Consider the following 17663-nt stretch of genomic DNA (forward strand, 5'->3'; position numbering starts at 1 on the left):
ACGAGTATGCCTTGGGAACTCCCCTCAGTCTCGCCACGCTCGACAGCTCCCCTCAAAGAGGGGAGCCAAAGAAATAGTCCTTTTGCCAGAATAGGAAGAGCCCGGAACCATGAAACACGATTCCGGGCTCAAACAATCACGCTAACGCGATGAGGCTATGCTCACTCAGCATCCTTGGCGTCATCCTTGGCGGACAGTTCGTCGGCCACGGCGGCAGCAGCGGAAGCGGCCTCGACGGACTCGGACTCTTCGTCCTCAGCGGCCTCGCCCAGGAAGGCGGAGAGGTCCACAACCTCGCCATCAGCGGTGAACTTGACGGCGCGCATGCCGGCGAGCAGGCCCTTGGAACGGCCGACTTCCTGCACAGCGGAGCCAAGCTGGCCATTCTTGATGATGGCCTGGATGAAGTTGTTCGGATCCATGCCGTACTGCTGGGCGATGGAAGCGAGGAAGTTGAACACGTCGGACTGGGACACCTGAACGTCCAGCTTCTCGGCCAGAGCGTCGAGCACCATCTGATCGCGCAGATCCTTCTCCACGGTCTCCTCGGCCTGAGCCTTCTGCTCCTTGGTGGCCTTCTCCGGGTCCGGGGTCATGCCCTTGAGCTGCTCTTCGACCATGTTGGCCTTGACGCCCTTCGGCACCGGGATCTCGAGGCCTTCCTGCAGCTTGGCGATGAAGGCATCGCGAGCCTCGGTGGCCTGACGACCTTCGGCGTCCTGAGCGGCAGCCTTGCGGATGTCAGCCTTGAGCTCGTCCAGAGTGTCGAACTCGGAAGCTTCGGAAGCGAACTCATCGTTCAGCTCCGGCAGTTCCTCAGCCTTGACGGAGTTGACCTTGACCTTCACGGTGGCCTTCTGGCCCTCGTGCTCGCCGGCTTCCAGCGTGCCTTCGAAGGTGGTCTCCTCGCCGGCGGACAGGCCGTCAAGGGCCTCGTCCAGACCGTCGAGCATGGTGTTGGAGCCGAGCTCGTAGCTCACGCCTTCCTGGGAGTCGACGGTCTCGCCGTCAATCTCAGCAGTCAGGTCGATGTTGGCGAAGTCGCCCTTGGCGGCCGGGCGGTCCACGCCGACCAAGGTGCCGAAGCGCTGACGCAGGGTCTCGAGGCGCTTGTCGACGTCCTCATCCTTGACTTCCGGCTTGGAGATGGCGATCTCAAGACCGTCGATTTCCGGCAGTTCGATGTCAGGACGACGCTCGACGGTGGCGGTGAACTTCAGCTTGGTCTCGTCGTTGGCGGACTGCGGAACATCCTGCACGTCGAACTCCGGCTGAGCCATCGGACGAATCTTCTTCTCATCCAGGGCCTTGGAGTACAGCTCCGGGACCGCGTCGTTCACGGCCTCACCGGCGACGGCGGCGAAACCGATGCGCTGGTCGATGATCTTGCCGGGAACGTGGCCCTTACGGAAGCCGGGAACGTTCACCTGCTTGGCGATTTCCTTACGGGCCGCATCCAGATACGGGTTGAGCTCTTCCGGTTCAACAGTGACGGTGAGCTTCACCTTGGTGGGCTCGAGGTTACGAACGCTGATCTTCACGCTAATGACTCCTCAAAAGTCGTTATTTCTTACAGTTCTGCCGTAAGGCAACCTCTACATGATAACGCCACTTACGGACGGTGCAATGAGTTTCACTTGCCAGTTCCTTGCGCCCTGCTCGATCAGGAACGTCTCGACGTCCACTTCCACCGGGTCTTCCACCCAGCACAGATTGCGTAGGATCTGTGGCTTGATGATCATCTCGGCCGGCGTGCGGGTGTCTTCGGCGATGCGGTTGATCACACGCCGCACCCGTTGCAGACGGTCATAACGCTCCGGATGGCGCTGTTGCCACAGCCGCATGGATCGGGGCGCGTTCACCACACCGTTTTCATCCTGTTCGGGGGCGGGCATGGTAGGCCATTGGGTGGGCTTCAGGGCTATGGCTCGATCGATGGCCTGCTTCCAGACCTTCGGTTTGACCACACGCTGAATCGGCGCGTACCGCTCGAACATTTTGTCCTGCTCGGTGCCGGTATGGATGCGCACACGCTCGTTCAGGGATCGGAGCGCGCGGAATTGGGCAGCATTGTGCGGCTTGTTGGTCGCCGCCTCGATGATTGATGAATCGGCCAATAACAGGCTGGGCGCAATATCGTATTGCCGGGCGAGTCGGTCGCGCTCCTCCCATAGGGATTTGGCGATGGCCAAGCCCCTTGGATCACGACTCAGCTGGGTGATGCGCGAGATACGCAGCCAAGGAATCGGATGCGGTTTGCGCGGGGCAAGGCCCGCAACCAAAGCGTGAGAAAACTCTTCAGCGGCCCACTCGTCCTTGCCTGCGGCTTTCAGGTCACGACGCATCATGGTTTCAAGTTCGATAAGCACCTCCACGTCGAGCGCCGCATAGTTGCGCCAGTCGCGCGGCAGCGGACGGTAGGACCAATCGGCGGCGGAATGCTCTTTGGCTAGCGTGATGCCGAGGTAGTGTTCGGTGACGGCGGCCAGACCAAAGCGGTGCAGGCCGAGCAATCGCGCCGCTATTTCCGTGTCGAACAGGGCTTTGGGTTTGAGCCCGATTTCGGCGAATCCGGGCAAGTCCATCAGAGAATCATGCAGAATCCACGTGGCGTCGCCCACGGCGTCATTGAATTCATTCCAATCAGCTCCGGCCCGGGTCAGGGCGACGGGATCAAGCAAGGCGATGCCTGCACCCTCACGTTTGAACTGAATCAGCCAATCCTCGTGTCCATAGCGGAAGCCGGACGCCCGTTCGGCGTCGGCGGCCAGCGAGCCCGTCGCCTCGGCCAGCGCATCGCAGACACGATGATAGCCGTCCAGCGTCGAAGTGACATCGGGTACTCCCCCGCGAGGCTCTTTCAGCAGTCGGGGTTCGGTGTCACGGACGTCACTCAACTGGCGTCATCCTCCTCAAAACGGATGGTGGATCTGATGAATGCGGCCCACGAGCGGACTTGTGCGCCGGCGTCCATAGTACCGTCCGGCCCGGTCCCGTCAAGCGGGGTCCATGAGACGCGAATCTCACACCCGGCGCTGGTGGAGCCGGCCATCGAGCCAAAAGCCGTGTTTTGGGTCACGGTGACTGTGCCGGATACCGAATCCGGCTCGATGCCGTCGAAATAGTCGCACATGTCATCCCAGTACATGCCGGGGGTCAGAGAATCGTTTTCGGCGGTTTCCAGCGGCAGTCGCGCGAACGCCACGCAACGCCAGTTGGAATCCCAGTCAATGCGCAGCTCATGAGCATAAAGCATCATGATCCAGCCTGTGGCGATTCGTGATTCGGCATCGCTGCCAAGACCGGCGGAAAAGGCATCGCCGAGGGCACGCTCTCCCGCTTCGAATTCCACGCCGATACCATAATCGGCCAAGGTGGAAGGCACGGGAATCTCCCGATAGCGCACGTCATGGATGCGCTTCATGGTGCTGACGGATTCGACGGCTGCCCATACTTCATCCGGCACACCCTGAGGGCGCACGGGGCGTCCGTCGTTGGACTCTCCCGTAGGAAATGCGTAGATGTCGGCCATATCTCTAGGGTATGGGCGAACGGGCCGAATCGTGGTATTTACGCGCGGTTCGGCCCTGCAATTTAATACACGGTGAAGCCGTGGTCCTTGAACTGGTTGGCCACCCGTTCGCGGGTGGCGGCGTTGGGTCCCTTCTGGTTCTCCAGCGGGTATGGGATGCGCAGTTCGTGCCACTTCGGGCGGCCAAGCTGGTGGAATCCCAGCACGTCGATGTGTTCGACGGCATCGCCGAAGGACTCGCAGATCTTCGCCACGTTTTCGACGTTCTCTTCGGAGTCGGTCAGGCCCGGCACGAGCACAAATCGCACCCAGATCTTCTTGCCGGCCTTGGCCAGTCGCTGGCCAAAATCGATGGTGGGCTGCAAGGTGCCGCCGGTGACCTTGTGATAGGTCTCCTCGTCGCCGGATTTGACGTCGAGCAGACACAGGTCGATGTCCTCGAGCATCTCGTCGGTGTAATTCGTGTTGAGGAAGCCGGACGTATCGAGGCAGGTGTGCACGCCCATCTCCTTGGCGGCATGGAACACACGCGAGACGAAGGCGGGCTGCATCATGGATTCGCCGCCGGAGAAGGTGATACCGCCATGCGTGGCCTTGAACAGGTCCTTGTAACGATCGACCTTCTTGATCATGGCGTCAAGGTAGACGGGCTTGCCGTCGCGCATCTTCCAAGTGTCCGGGTTCTGGCAGTACTGGCAGCGCAGCGGGCAGCCGGACATGAACACGGTCATGCGGGTGCCCGGTCCATCCACGGAGGTGTTGATGTCCCAAGAGTGGACGAAGCCGATATCACCGGATTTCAGGGCGGAAAGGCGGTCACGTCGGTCGAGTCCGATTGGGGATTCAAAGCCGGAAAGGCCACCCATCAAAGTCTGCGAGGCATAGGTCTTCGATTCCTTGAGCATATGCCTGGTCGTGGTGCGGAACGTGGGTGTTGCGGGCATCGTTGTCCTCCTGTTCCAAATGATGCGAAAGTCTGTGGGAAATAAGGAAGGGGTGGAGCCGTGCCCCACCCCTTCAGTTAGTCATTGCCGCGGTTCGCGGGGTTGGTCATCAGTCGACGACGGCACCCTGGTGGAAGGTACGGGAGATGACGTCGAGCTGCTGCTCCTTGGTGAGCTTGACGAAGTTCACCGCGTAGCCGGAGACACGCACGGTCAGGTGCGGGTACTTTTCGGGGTGCTCGACGGCGTCCTCCATGGTCTCCTTGCGCAGAACGTTGATGTTCGCGTGGTAGAGGCCGTGGCCGTTGCCGGCGTCCAGGATGCCGACCAGATTGCCGATGCGCTCGTCCTCGTCGCGGCCCAGGCCATCAGGGGTGATGGTGTTGGTCAGCGAGATGCCGTCAAGAGCGTCGTTGTAGTCGATCTTGCCGACGGAGAACATGGACGGCAGCATGCCGTGGGAGTCCATGCCGTTCTCCGGGTTGGCGCCCGGAGCGTACGGGGTGCCCTTGGCGTGGCCGGACGGGAAGGAACCGGTGTTCTTGCCGTACTCGACGTTGGAGGTGATCGTCAGGATGGACTGGGTCGGGACGGCGCCGCGGTAGACCGGGAGCCTCTTGACCTGGCCCATGACCGTGGAGACGACCCACTTGGCGATGTCGTCGGCGCGGTCGTCGTCGTTGCCGTAGACCGGGAACTCGCCCTCGGTGCGGTAGCCGACGATCAGGTCGTCGTCGGCGCCCTCAACGTACTCGTACTCGTGGCCTTCCAGGGTCTTCGCGTCCTTGTTGTAGATCGGGTAGACCTTGGCGTACTTGACGGCGGCGAGGGAGTCGGCGGCGATGGACAGACCGGACATGCCGCAGCCGAGGGTGCGGTACACTTCCTTGTCGTGCAGGGCCATCTCGATGGACTCGTACGCGTACTTATCGTGCATGTAGTGGATGATGTTCAGGGCCATGACGTAGGTCTCGGACAGCCATTCGAGGGCCTTCTCGTAGTTGTTCTTGACCTTCTCGTAATCGAGGGTGCCGTCGGCCTCCGGGGTAATCGGCTCGATCACGCCCTTGTCGATGACCTGCATGCCGGTCATCTCGTCGCGGCCGCCGTTGATGGCGTACAGCAGGGCCTTGGCGGAGTTCACGCGGGCGGCGAAGAACTGCATCTGCTTGCCCACGCGCATCGGGGAGACGCAGCATGCGATGGCAGCGTCGTCGCCCCAGTGGCTACGAATTTCCTTGTCGGACTCGTACTGGATGGCCGAGGTGTCGATGGAGATCTTGGCGCAGAAGCGCTTGTAGGCCTCAGGCAGCTTCGGATCCCAGAAGATGGTGATGTTCGGCTCGGGGCCAGGTCCGAGGTGCTCGAGGGTCAGGGTGTTGAGCAGACGGAACGAGGTCTTGGTGACCATCGAACGGCCGTCATCGCCGAAGCCGGCGTCGGACCAGGTCGCCCAGTACGGGTCGCCGGAGAAGATCGAATCGTAGTCCTTGGTACGCAGGAAGCGCACGATGCGCAGCTTCATGACGATGTTGTCGATGAGCTCCTGGGCGTCGGTCTCGGTGATCTTGCCGGCCTGGAGGTCGCGCTCGATGTAGCAGTCGAGGAAGGCGGAGTTGCGGCCGAAGGACATGGCGGCGCCGTCCTGGGACTTGATGGAGGCCAGGTAGCCCATGTAGGTCCACTGCACGGCTTCCTGCGCGGTCTGGGCCGGGCGGGACAGGTCGAGGCCGTACTCGTTGCCGAGGTTGATGAGCTTCTTCAGAGCCTTGATCTGCTCGTCGTGCTCCTCACGGAAGCGGATCCAGTGCTCGATCTCCGGCTCGGTGAAGTCGTTGCGGTACGGCACGGAGTCCTTGTCGCGCTTCTTGAAGGCGATGAGCTTGTTCACGCCGTACAGGGCGACGCGGCGGTAGTCGCCGATGATGCGGCCACGGCCGTAGGCGTCCGGCAGACCGGTGAGGATCTTGTTGTGGCGGGCGACCTTGATCTGCTTGGTGTACACGCCGAAGACGCCGTCGTTGTGGGTCTTGCGGTACTTGGTGAAGATCTTCTTGATCTCCGGATCCGGTTCCTTGCCGGCTTCCTTGATGGCCTGCTCGACCATGCGCCAGCCACCGTTCGGCATCATCGCGCGCTTGCAGGGAACGTCGGTCTGGAGGCCAACGACCACGTTATCGACTTCCGGGGAGTCGATGTAGCCGGCCGGGAAGGCGTCGACGTCGGCCGGGGTATGGGTGTCCACGTCGTAGACGCGCTGCTTGCGCTCCACGGCCAGGTAGTTGTCGTCGAGGTACTTCCACAGGTGCTTGGTCTTCTCGGTGGCAGGAGCCAGGAATGTCTCGTCGCCCTCGTACGGGGTGTAGTTCTTCTGGATGAAGTCGCGGACGTCAATATCCTTCTGCCAGTTGCCCTCGGTGAAGCCGGCCCACGCCTTGGCGTCGAGCTCCTCCTGGGAGACAGCTGCATTTTCCACTGCGGTCATGTCACTCCTTAAATGGGGTTGTAGGTTTCGCATCTTCACGGAACCCTTGGTTCAACAGTGTAGTTGGCACTTGCTTGAGAAAAGCTGAAATTGGGAGTGAGCTATCTCACATTGTTTCTGTGAACGCTACCATTCCAATGGCTTCTAGATATTGATGGGACTATTGCACGTCTCCAGATATGGGAAACCGCTCATACTGTGATGTTCGTATGAGCGGTTCGGTCTTGAGATTGACAGCAGAACCGTATCCGTCAGTTTTCGACCGTCAATCCTCGGGGCGAGCCTGTGCGGGTTTCACGCCGTAGTTCTTCCAGCGCCGGTTCTCCTCCTCCCATCTGGCATTGCGGTCCACCACGATGTCCCACGCATGTTCGGCGTCTTCCTTGGTCTTGTACGGACCCATGCGCTGTTCGATCGGTGAGACCATGCCCAACTCGGCCTGCTTCTTGACGGTGTTGAAATACCACTGCTTCTTGTTATCGTCTGTCATTGGTACCTCCTCAACGGTATTACTTGCTCCCGCTGGCGGGAGCAATATATGTTTATTCCCTGAATGCGTTGGTGACGGGCAGTCGGCGGTCGCGGCCGAACGCGAGGGCCGTGACCTTCGGTCCCAGCGGGTATTGGCGGCGCTTCCATTCGGCGCGGTCCACCAATCGCATCACGGTGTCTACGGTGACCTGGTCGAAGCCGTCGGCTAACAGGTCGGCGCGGCCGTGCGCGTGCTCGATGTATGCGGCGAGCACCTTGTCGAGCAGCGCGTATTCGGGCAGGGAGTCGGAGTCCTTCTGCCCGGGGCGCAACTCGGCCGAGGGTGCCTTCTCGATGGAGGAGACCGGAATCATCACGCCGTCCTTCAACGGGATGCCGGTGTTGCCGTCCTCGTTGCCCACGATCTTGAGACCGCCGATGCCGACGCCTGCGGCCGCGGCCTTGTTACGCCAACGGCTGATCTCCCAGACACGGGTCTTGAGCAGGTCCTTGATGGGTGCGTAGCCGCCTACCGCATCGCCGTAGATGGTCGAGTAGCCGCAGGCGAGCTCTGACTTGTTGCCGGTGGCCACGGCGAGCAGACCGCGCGAATTGGAGCTGGCCATCACGATCACACCGCGGATGCGGGCCTGCAGGTTCTCGGCGGAGACGCCATCAAGGTCAAGTTGCTGTTGGTAGGCGTTGAACAATGGCTCAATGGGCTGGACCTCGTAATGGGCGCCAATGTTGGAGGCCAAATCGGCGGCGTCGTCTTTGGAACCGTCGGAGGAGTACATGGAGGGCATGGAGATGCCCCAGACGTTCTCGCCGCCGCATGCGTCGGCCGCCATGGCGGCTACCAGTGCGGAGTCGATGCCTCCTGAGAGGCCCAGCGTCACGCCGGTGAAGTGGTTCTTGGCCATGTAGTCCTTGAGGCCGAGCACGCAGGCGGTGTATACCTCTTCGTCCGGGTCGAGTTCCGGAACAATCTCGGCCTTGGCCTGATGTTCGGCGGCGGAATCGAAGTCCCAGAACGTCAGGTTTTCCATGAACATCGGGCTGCGTTCGATAAGCGTGCCGTCGGCGTCGACCACGAAGCTGCCGCCGTCGAAGACGAGGTCGTCTTGACCGCCGACCTGATTCAGGTAGATGACCGGGGCGTTAACCTCGGCGGCACGACGCTGGGCGAGCTCGAAACGGGTGTTGGTCTTGCCTTCCTCATACGGCGAGCCGTTGATGGTGAGCAGCAGGTCGATGTTCTTGGTGGCCAGGTCGGCCACCGGGCCGCCGTCCTGCCAGATGTCCTCGCAGATGGCCACGCCAATGGTGGCGCCGTCCACGTCGAGGGTCACGGAGCGGTCGCCGGCGGAGAAGATGCGGAATTCGTCGAACACGCCGTAGTTGGGCAGGAAGTGCTTGTCGTAGCCAGCCCAGACCACGCCTTGGTGCAAGACCACCAGTCGGTTGCGCGGCTTGGAGGTCTTGCGGTCGGTGCCCACGGTGCCGACCACCACGAACAGATCGCCGAGGCCGTCGTCGTTGAGCTGGGTGGCGAGTTCGTTGGCCTTGTCCCATGCGGCTTGGCGGAAGGTGCGGCGCAGGGCCAGATCCTCGATGGGGTATCCGGTGAGGGTCATTTCCGGGAAAACAACCACTTGGGCGTTTCCTGCGGCGGCTTTACGGGAGTAGTCGAGCACCTTGGCGGCGTTGGCGTCAAGCGCGCCGACGCAGGTGTCGATCTGGGCGAGTGCGAAGCGAAGCTGTGTCATAGATTCTTAGTGTAGCCGCGTATGACGTCGGATTGCCTGTTCTTCCGGCTTGGCGTCATTCATTAGGTCGTTTTTGCGTTCATTAGGTCACTGCAATGCGATATCAGTCGTTGCAATGGCGCGATTCCAACAACCAGTATCGCCGTTCACCGACCTAATGGACGATGAATCGACCTAATGAACGAATGCCACTCCCCTCAGTCAGCTTCGCTGATAGCTCGTCCTGCACTTATGGACGGGCGAGGCCCGCGCATATCTGGTTCGGCTGTCGCCTCACCTTCGGCTACAGACAGCCCACTGGGCTGTCTGCCTAACGCCTCAGCCTCCGGAGGCGAGCCAGAAAAGGATTTACTTCAGCTCGTTGAGCACGCGCAGAGCGGTGTTGACGTAGAAGTTGACGAAGGTGGGAATGGATTCGTCGAGACCCACGAAATGCGGGCTATGCCAGTCGGCGCAACCTTCCTGGCCGTTTGACCCGACGAACGCGAACACCGGCAACGTCACCTTGGCGAATTCGCAGAAGTCCTCCCCCGCCATCGACTGACGTATCGGTTCGAGCTGCGCGTAGTCGTTGACATCCGCCGCCACGGCCTTGGCGAGACCTGGATCGGAGACCAGCGGGTCTTGAAAGTCATCCCAGACCACGTCGGCGCTGATGCCGTATGCCTCGGCGGTGTGTTCCACCACTTCCTTGAATCGGCGGCCGACCAGATTGCCATCCGACTTGTGGAAATAGCGCACAGTCCCTTGGAATCCGGCTTCGGCGGGCACCACGTTCCACACATGGCCGCCGTGCACTTCGGTAACGGACAGCACCAGCGGGTGGAAGGGCGTGACGTTGCGGCTCACGATGGTCTGCAGGCTCAGAATAATACTGGCGAGCGCTTCGATGGGCCCGGTGCCCTTGTACGGGTAACCGGCGTGGGTGCCTTGGGCGTGGAGGGTCACGCGGAATTTCACGCAGCCGGCCATCATCGGCTCAACGCCGATGGCCAGCTGGCCGGGCGCATAGTTGGGGTTGTTGTGCGTGCCGATAATGGCTTCGACGTCATCCACGAGTCCGGCGTCGATCATGGCGCGAGCGCCTTGGCCGGTCTCCTCACTCGGCTGGAACAGAATCTTGATCGAGCCGGCGAACTTGTCACGGTGCTCGGCGAGCCAGAAGGCGGCACCGAGCAGACCGGTCATGTGCAGGTCGTGGCCGCAGCCGTGCATCACGCCTTCATTGACGGAGCTGAACTCCAGTCCGGAGTCTTCCACGATGGGCAGGCCGTCGATGTCAGCGCGCAGCCCGATACGCGGCCCGGGACCGGCCTCGCCCTGAATGAGCCCCACAACACCAGTCTCCAGCGGGTTGTGCAGGATCTCGATGCCGTGCGCCTTGAGCTGGTCGGTCAGATAGATGCTGGTGCCGAATTCACGGAAACTACGCTCCGGATGGGCGTGCAGGTAGTGGCGGATAGTGATGAGTTCGTGGTCGATGTCGATATGTTCACTCATGGTTCCCGATTCTAGTAGCGCGAAGAATATATTGCGGCCCTCGCTCCATATTGGCGAGGGCCGCGATCTATGGGGTCAGTATGCCTTGTTATTGCTGGCGTTTGAGCAGTCGTTTGGCGATGGCGTTGGCGATGCCCTGCACCACCTGGACCAGTACGATCATGATGATCACGGCCGTCCAGGTGACGGTCTGGTCGAACTTCTGGTAGCCGTAGGCGATGGCGAAGTTACCGAGACCGCCACCGCCGATGTAGCCGGCCATGGCAGACATGTCGAGCACGCCAATGAACAGGAAGGCGTAGGCCAGGATCAGCGGTGCCAGGGCTTCGGGGATGAGCACGGTGCGGATGATGGTGAGCTTGCCGGCACCCATCGAACGCGCGGCCTCGATTACTCCCGGGTCGACCGGCACGAGATTCTGTTCGACCAGACGCGAGGTGGCGAAGGTGCACATCACCACCATCGGGAAGATGGCGGCCACGGTGCCGATGGACGTGCCGACCACGACGATGGTGAGCGGCTGCATGGCTGCCAGGAAGATGATGAACGGAATCGGGCGCACGATGTTGACGATGATGTCAAGGATGCGGTAGACGACCGCGTTCTCGAACAGGTTGCCGGGGCGGGTGCCATAGAGCACCACGCCGAGGATCAGGCCGAGGAATCCGCCGATGACGAGGGTGACGAGCACCATGGTCAGGGTCTGGCCAATGGATTCGAACAGTAGTGGACGCAGCACGTTCCAGTCGCTACGCGGGTTGGCGAGGATGATCATGCGTTGGCTCCTTCATGTGCGGCGGCGGACGCGGCGGGCGCGGTGGCAGTATCGGCCGCCAGTGGGTCATGGGCGCGGTCTTCGGCGTAGGAGGCATGTCCGGCGACTGCGTCGGCGTAGGCCACAGGCTTTGCGGCGGTGCCGAAGTCGATGACGTCGCTATTGGCGGCGAGCTCGCGCAGGAATTCGTCCACATGCCAGCCGGGCCCGTTGAATTCGTAGGTGATGGCACCGATGGCGGTCCCCTTGACCGTGTCGATGCCGCCGTAGAGCAGGCTGGATTCGACGCCGTATTTGGCGATGAGTTCGGAGATATTCTGTCCGGATGCCTTGAGTTCATGGCCTTGGGTGCCGGAAACGTCCTTTTGGCGGATAAGCACGGTGACAATGCGGCCCGACCATTCGTGATGCAATCGCTCGACCCGGTCTTCCTCGGGCAGGCCAGACAATGCGGTGGCAATGAATCGCTTGGTCACCGGCTGCTGGGGTGCAGCGAACACATCGTATACGTCGCCGGATTCGACCACGCGTCCGGCGCTCATTACGGCCACGCGGCCGGCAATCTGCTGGACCACGTTCATCTGATGGGTGATAAGCACAATGGTGATGCCGAATTCCTCGTTCACACGCTTGAGCAAGGCCAGCACTTCGGTGGTGGTTTCCGGGTCGAGCGCGCTGGTGGCTTCGTCGGCGAGCAGAATCTCCGGATTAGTGGCCAGTGCGCGGGCGATGCCGACGCGCTGCTTCTGGCCGCCGGACAGCTGCGAAGGGTATTTGTTTGCGTGCTCACTGAGGCCCACGAATTCAAGGAGTTCGTTGACACGACGATCCTGATAGTCCTTGCGCCAGTGATCGAGTTGCAGTGGGTAGGCGATGTTCTGGGCCACGGTTTTGGTGGAGAACAGGTTGAACTGCTGGAAAATCATGCCGATTTTCTGGCGGATGGGCCGCAGCTTGGTCTCACTCAGAGAGGTGATATCAGTACCAAGCACGGTCACAGTGCCGGAGGTGGGTCGTTCGAGCGCGTTGATAAGCCGGACCAGTGTGGATTTGCCTGCACCGGAATAGCCGATGATGCCGAAGATGTCACCGCGATCGATGGTCAGGCTGACGTCATCCACGGCTCGTGCGATGTTCGCGCCGCGTCCGCGTGTTTTGAATTCCTTCACGACATGGTCGAAGGTGATGATGGGGTCGCTCATAGTGCTCCCTGATGCTGGTTGTTGGTGTCCGGTCACGGAAGCGGAGCGAATCCCGATTGTTGGCTCGGGTACTCGCTCCGCTTGGTGGTAATGGCTATGGACAGGCTAGTCGTGCGCTCGTATCAGCCGCGGCTCACTGCTGGGCCTTGGCATCCTTCTCAATGTCGGACAGGAAGCCTTGCAGCTCGCTGGCGCTGAACTTGTCGGCGAACACCGCGGTACCGCCGGAGTTCTCCTGCAGGGCGTCGAGCACATCCTTCTGCTGGTAGATGGAAACGAGCTTCTTGTAGGTCTCGTTGTTCACGTCCGCCTTGCGGGCCACCCACACGTTGATGTAGGGGCGAGCTTCTTCGGATTCGGCGTCATCCTGGTAGATGGCGTCCTTCGGGTTGAGACCGGCGTCGGCCACGTAGTCGTTGTTGATCACACCAGCGGCGATGGTCGGGTCCTTCAGGGTGGTGGCCACCTGTTCGGCCTTGAGCGGGGTGACCTTGACCTTGCTCTTGGCTTCGTCGATGTCGGCCGGAGTGGAGAAGGCGGTCCAGTCGCCCTTGAGCGTCACGAGACCGGCGGCCTTGAGCACGCCGATAGCGCGGGCCTGGTTGGTTTCGTCGTTCGGAATGGTGACGGTGTCGCCCTGCTTCAGGTCCTTGATGTCCTTGACCTTGGTGGAGTACACGCCGAGCGGGTAGATGGCGGTGCCGCCGATGGGCTGCAGGTCCTTCTTGTTGCTCACGTTGTAGTTGGCCAAGTAGAGCAGGTGCTGGAATTCGTTGAGGTCCAGCTCGCCGGAGTCAAGGGCCGGGTTTTCGGAGGTGTAGTCCTGGAAGTCGACGATGTCGACGTAGATGCCGGCCTTCTCGGCGTCCTGCTTGAACTTGACCCATTCGGGGTTGGTAGCGCCGACCACGCCGATCTTGACCGGGTTGCCCTTGCTGCCCTTGGCGGACGACTCGTTGGCACCGGCAAACGCGCGGTAGCCGAAGAACGCGGCCACGGCGATAATCGCCACGACCACGATGGTGATGATGACGTTGCGGGCGGTGTGGTTCACACGCACCGGCTCGTTATTGTTAGGAGCGGCCGGGGTTGCCGGCTGGGTTGCTGCTGTCATTGGATTTCCTCTCTCCAAAATTGATGTCGGGTAACACCATAACGCGCTTGAACCGCGAAAGTGACGGAAAATGGCCGATTGCCATATAGGTGTCTTTTATGGCGCGCATGCAATGTCCGGGATTCGTGCGTTTGATAACCCGCTATAGGCGTGCCGAACACGCCGGAAAGCACGTCGAGAGGGGCTTTGACAATGGAAGCTATGACTACCGATACTGCCAATGCCGATATCCGAGCCGTATTCTTCGATATCGATGGCACGCTCACCAGTTTCACGACCCATACGGTGCCGGATTCCACAATCGAGGCGATTCACCGGCTGCAGGCCGCAGGCGTCAAGGTGCTGATTTGCACGGGCCGCGCGCCTTCACAGATGCACGTGGTGCTGGATACCATGCCGGTGACGTTCGATGGCGTGGTGGCGTTCAATGGGCAGTATTGTTTTGATGACACCGGCTTCTTTGCCTCGCAGGCCTTGGATACTGCTGATATTGAGGTGATTCTCGACTGGCTGGACCGTCACCCCGATGTGGTGTGCAATTTCGGCGAGAAGGATTACGTGTACTTCAACCAGTCCAATGATCTGCTTCGCGCCACGTGGAGCAAACTGGGCAAAACCGCACCGACCCGGTATTTCGAGGACCCGCGCACCCGCGCGCTGGATCATGAGACTTTCCAGATCAGTCCCTTTGTCGGGCCCGAGCTGGAGGCCGAACTGGTGGGACTGTGCAGCAATGTGCGCGGGGTGCGTTGGCATCCGGATTTCACGGATCTGATTCCGGCCGATGGCGGCAAGCCGCGCGGCATCCAGCGGTTCATGGCGCATTACGGCATCACGCGCGAGCAGACCATGGCCTTCGGCGATGGCGGCAATGACACGGATATGCTCGCCTACGCCGGCATCGGGGTCGCGATGGGCAATGCGACCGCCGAGCCCAAGGCCGCCGCCGACTACATCACTGACGATGTGGACCACGACGGTGTGCGCAATGCCCTGCTGCATTTCAGGGTGCTACGCGATTAAAACATCACAACAGTTCGCTTTGTTCTGCCCCGCCGTGACAGGGCTTATGAATAAGCAAAGGGCTCGGGACGAATCCCGAGCCCTTTGGTGTTAGCGAACTAACAACACCGTGGAGGTGTTATCACTCGTTGTCGCCAGCGGTAGCGGCGGTAGCGGTGACGGCACCCTTCTTGTCGGTGTTCACGCCGGAGTACACCCAGTCGGTGTAGTCCGGGTGGTCGTAGCCGTTGTCGACGGCGAACTGGAAGGCCTCATCACGGAACTTCTCGAGCTCGTCGATCTTGTCGGCGTACTTGTCGGCGTCGATCATGCGCAGAGCCTCAGCGGTCAGCTCGTAGCGGTCGATGCGGTTGACACGAACCATGTCGTACGGGGTGGTGGTGGAGCCCTCCTCCTCGTAGCCGTGGACGTTGAAGTTGTCGTGGTTCGGACGGTCGTAGATCAGGCCACGCACGTCGTGAGCGTAGGAGTGGTACGCGAACAGCACCGGCTTGTCGGCGGTGAAGATGTCGGCGAACTCCTCGTCGGTCAGAGCCTCGTCGTTCTCCTTGGCGGACTGCAGGGAGAGCAGGTCGGCAACGTTCACAACCTTGAACTTGACGCCCAGTTCCTTCAGCTTGTCGGAAGCAGCCATGATCTCCTGAGTCGGGACATCGCCGGCGGCGGCAAGCACGACCTCGGCCTCATCGTTGTTCTTGGCGGTGGAAGCCCAATCCCAAGCGGCGGCACCCTTCTCGAGCTCGGCACGAGCCTCGTCCAGGGTCAGCCAGGTGGCAGCAGGCTGCTTACCAGCGATGATGGCGTTGATCTTGTTGGTGGACTTGTAGCACTTCTCGGCGATGGCCAGCAGCATGTTCGCATCGGTGGCGAAGTAGATGCCGATGACGTGGTCGTTGTGGAAGCACTTGTTCAGCAGGACGGAGGTGACACCCGGATCCTGGTGGGAGAAGCCGTTGTGGTCCTGACGCCAAACATGGGAGGAGACCAGCAGGTTCATGGAGGCGATCGGCTTGCGCCACGGAATCTCGCGGACGGTAGCCTCAAGCCACTTGGCGTGCTGGTTCAGCATGGAGTCGATCACGTGGACGAAGGACTCGTAGGAGCTCCAGATGCCGTGACGACCGGTCAGCAGGTAGGCCTCGAGGAAGCCTTCCATCTGGTGCTCGGACAGCTGCTCAACGACCTGGCCGGAGACGTGCATGTGCTCGTCGACCTCGTCGGAGATGTAGCCGGCATCCCACTGCTTGTTGGTGACTTCGTAGGAAGCCTGCAGACGGTTGGAAGCGGTCTCATCCGGTCCGAAGATGCGGAAGTCGCGCGGGTTGTTCTTGATGATGTCGCGAGTGTAGGCACCCAGGGTACGGGTGGCCTCGAGCTGGCCCCAGCCGTGGCCGTACTCAGCCACTTCCTTGACCTCGTAGTCCTCGAGGTTCGGCAGCTTCAGGTCGTTGCGGATCACACCACCGTTGGCGTTCGGGTTGGCACCGATACGCAGCTCGCCCTTCGGCATGAAGGCAAGGACGTCGTCCTTGACAGCACCGTTGGCGTCGAACAGCTCTTCCGGCTTGTAGGACTCGAGCCAGTTCTTGAGAACCTCGAAGTGGGCCTCGGTGTCGCGGGCGGAAGCCAGCGGCACCTGGTGGGAACGCCAGGAGCCCTCGGTCTTCTTGCCGTCGATGTACTTCGGGCAGGTCCAGCCCTTCGGGGTGCGGAAGATCAGCATCGGGTAGAACGGACGGTGCACGTTGTCGGTCTGAGCGGTGGCCTTGATGTCGCAGATCTCGTCCCAGATGGTCTCCCACAGCTCGGCGAAGCGACGGTGGATGGACATGTGGTCCTCATCATCGAAGCCAGCGACGAACTCGTAGGGCTCGTAACCCATGCCGTGGAAGAACTCGTGGAGCTCTTCGTCGGAGATGCGGGACAGGATGGTCGGGTTGGCGATCTTGTAGCCGTTGAGGTGCAGGATCGGCAGCACGATACCGTCGGTGCGCGGGTTCACGAGCTTGTTGGACTGCCAGCCGGTAGCCAGCGGGCCGGTCTCAGCCTCGCCGTCGCCGACGATGGCCGGGACAAACAGGCTCGGGTTGTCCATGATGGCGCCGTAAGCGTGGGACAGAGCGTAACCCAGCTCACCACCCTCGTGGATGGAGCCCGGGGTCTCCGGAGCGAAGTGGGACGGAATGCCGCCCGGGTAAGAGAACTGACGGAAGAACTTCTGCAGACCAGCTTCGTCCTTGGTGATCTTCGGGAAGGTCTCGGTGTAGGTGCCGTCCAGGTAGGACTGGGAGGTACCGGCCGGGCCACCGTGGCCCGGGCCCATGATGATCACGGTGTTCTGGCCGTGGTCAGCAATGAAACGGTTGATGTGGCCGATGAGGAAGTTCAGGCCAGGGGTAGTGCCCCAGTGGCCCACCAGACGGTGCTTCACATCTTCGCGGGTGAAGGGCTCCTTCATCAGCGGGTTGGAACGCAGATAAATCTGGCCGATGGAAAGGTAGTTGGCAACGCGCCAGTACTTGTCAACGCCTTCGAGGGCTTCCTCGGAAACCGGAGCGTTGAGCTTCTTCCAAGGGGTGCCAATAACAGGACTCGTCATGTGTACTCCTGTACTCCTGCACGTGATCGTGCGATTGATTATTTCTGTTCGGTCACGGTCCCTGACCCTTGCGGTGCCAAGGTTTTCCGTTCCCAATCAATCGTCATGGTACGAGGACAACGCGACTTTTGAACGATTTCTTGCGGGTGTGTTCGAAATTGTTGCGGATATTTCAGTATTTGTGCGGTTCGACTGACCGTTTGTCAACATTAGTTTTTTCAACATACTTTTTCAAAACGGCGGAAGCAT

General features: G+C 60.9%; 13 protein-coding genes. 1 reads left to right on the forward strand and 12 read right to left on the reverse strand.

Features of this window, described 5'->3' with window-relative positions; all coding sequences use genetic code 11:
* Positions 1-161: 161 nt before the first annotated feature.
* From tig to AB5287_RS07595, 11 genes are all read right to left on the reverse strand, one after another.
* Positions 162-1541 (reverse strand): trigger factor, encoded by a 1380-nt coding sequence (gene tig / locus AB5287_RS07545; RefSeq protein ID WP_007052055.1) that lies wholly within the window; start codon positions 1539-1541, stop codon positions 162-164.
* A 54-nt stretch (positions 1542-1595) separates the two neighbouring features.
* On the reverse strand, positions 1596-2897 hold the full coding sequence (locus AB5287_RS07550; protein WP_077321977.1) for an HRDC domain-containing protein: 1302 nt from the start codon (positions 2895-2897) through the stop codon (positions 1596-1598).
* The gene (locus tag AB5287_RS07555) at positions 2894-3532 is read right to left on the reverse strand and encodes a DUF3000 family protein (RefSeq protein ID WP_007052053.1); all 639 of its coding nucleotides are present in this window, start codon (positions 3530-3532) and stop codon (positions 2894-2896) included. The genes AB5287_RS07550 and AB5287_RS07555 overlap by 4 nt, the downstream gene beginning before the upstream one ends.
* Positions 3533-3594: 62 nt before the next feature.
* Positions 3595-4476: a pyruvate formate-lyase-activating protein gene (pflA, locus tag AB5287_RS07560; protein ID WP_011068217.1), complete on the reverse strand. Its 882-nt coding sequence runs from the start codon at positions 4474-4476 to the stop codon at positions 3595-3597.
* A gap of 109 nt (positions 4477-4585) precedes the next feature.
* Positions 4586-6961, reverse strand: a complete 2376-nt coding sequence (gene pflB, locus AB5287_RS07565; RefSeq protein ID WP_007052051.1) for a formate C-acetyltransferase — start codon at positions 6959-6961, stop codon at positions 4586-4588.
* 265 nt (positions 6962-7226) lie between these two features.
* Positions 7227-7451 (reverse strand): hypothetical protein, encoded by a 225-nt coding sequence (locus AB5287_RS07570; RefSeq protein ID WP_007055377.1) that lies wholly within the window; start codon positions 7449-7451, stop codon positions 7227-7229.
* A 52-nt stretch (positions 7452-7503) separates the two neighbouring features.
* Positions 7504-9201, reverse strand: a complete 1698-nt coding sequence (locus AB5287_RS07575) for an NAD+ synthase (protein ID WP_007052049.1) — start codon at positions 9199-9201, stop codon at positions 7504-7506.
* A gap of 348 nt (positions 9202-9549) precedes the next feature.
* Positions 9550-10701 (reverse strand): M20 family metallopeptidase, encoded by a 1152-nt coding sequence (locus tag AB5287_RS07580; protein WP_007052048.1) that lies wholly within the window; start codon positions 10699-10701, stop codon positions 9550-9552.
* A gap of 88 nt (positions 10702-10789) precedes the next feature.
* Positions 10790-11476, reverse strand: coding sequence for a methionine ABC transporter permease (locus AB5287_RS07585; RefSeq protein ID WP_007052047.1), 687 nt, complete (start codon positions 11474-11476; stop codon positions 10790-10792).
* On the reverse strand, positions 11473-12678 hold the full coding sequence (locus AB5287_RS07590; RefSeq protein WP_007052046.1) for a methionine ABC transporter ATP-binding protein: 1206 nt from the start codon (positions 12676-12678) through the stop codon (positions 11473-11475). Before AB5287_RS07590 ends, AB5287_RS07585 begins: the two co-directional genes overlap by 4 nt.
* A 133-nt stretch (positions 12679-12811) precedes the next feature.
* Positions 12812-13792 (reverse strand): MetQ/NlpA family ABC transporter substrate-binding protein, encoded by a 981-nt coding sequence (locus tag AB5287_RS07595; protein ID WP_368220983.1) that lies wholly within the window; start codon positions 13790-13792, stop codon positions 12812-12814.
* Positions 13793-13993: 201 nt separating this feature from the next.
* On the opposite strand from AB5287_RS07595, the gene AB5287_RS07600 reads away from it, so the two are divergent.
* Positions 13994-14815 (forward strand): Cof-type HAD-IIB family hydrolase, encoded by an 822-nt coding sequence (locus AB5287_RS07600; protein ID WP_007052043.1) that lies wholly within the window; start codon positions 13994-13996, stop codon positions 14813-14815.
* A gap of 121 nt (positions 14816-14936) precedes the next feature.
* Here AB5287_RS07600 and AB5287_RS07605 read toward each other — a convergent pair whose 3' ends face one another.
* On the reverse strand, positions 14937-17414 hold the full coding sequence (locus AB5287_RS07605) for a phosphoketolase (RefSeq protein ID WP_007052042.1): 2478 nt from the start codon (positions 17412-17414) through the stop codon (positions 14937-14939).
* Positions 17415-17663: the final 249 nt, after the last annotated feature.

Origin of the sequence: Bifidobacterium sp. RTP21102st3_E2_RTP21102_210122, from assembly GCF_040916945.1 — a bacterium.
GTDB lineage: Bacteria > Actinomycetota > Actinomycetes > Actinomycetales > Bifidobacteriaceae > Bifidobacterium > Bifidobacterium longum.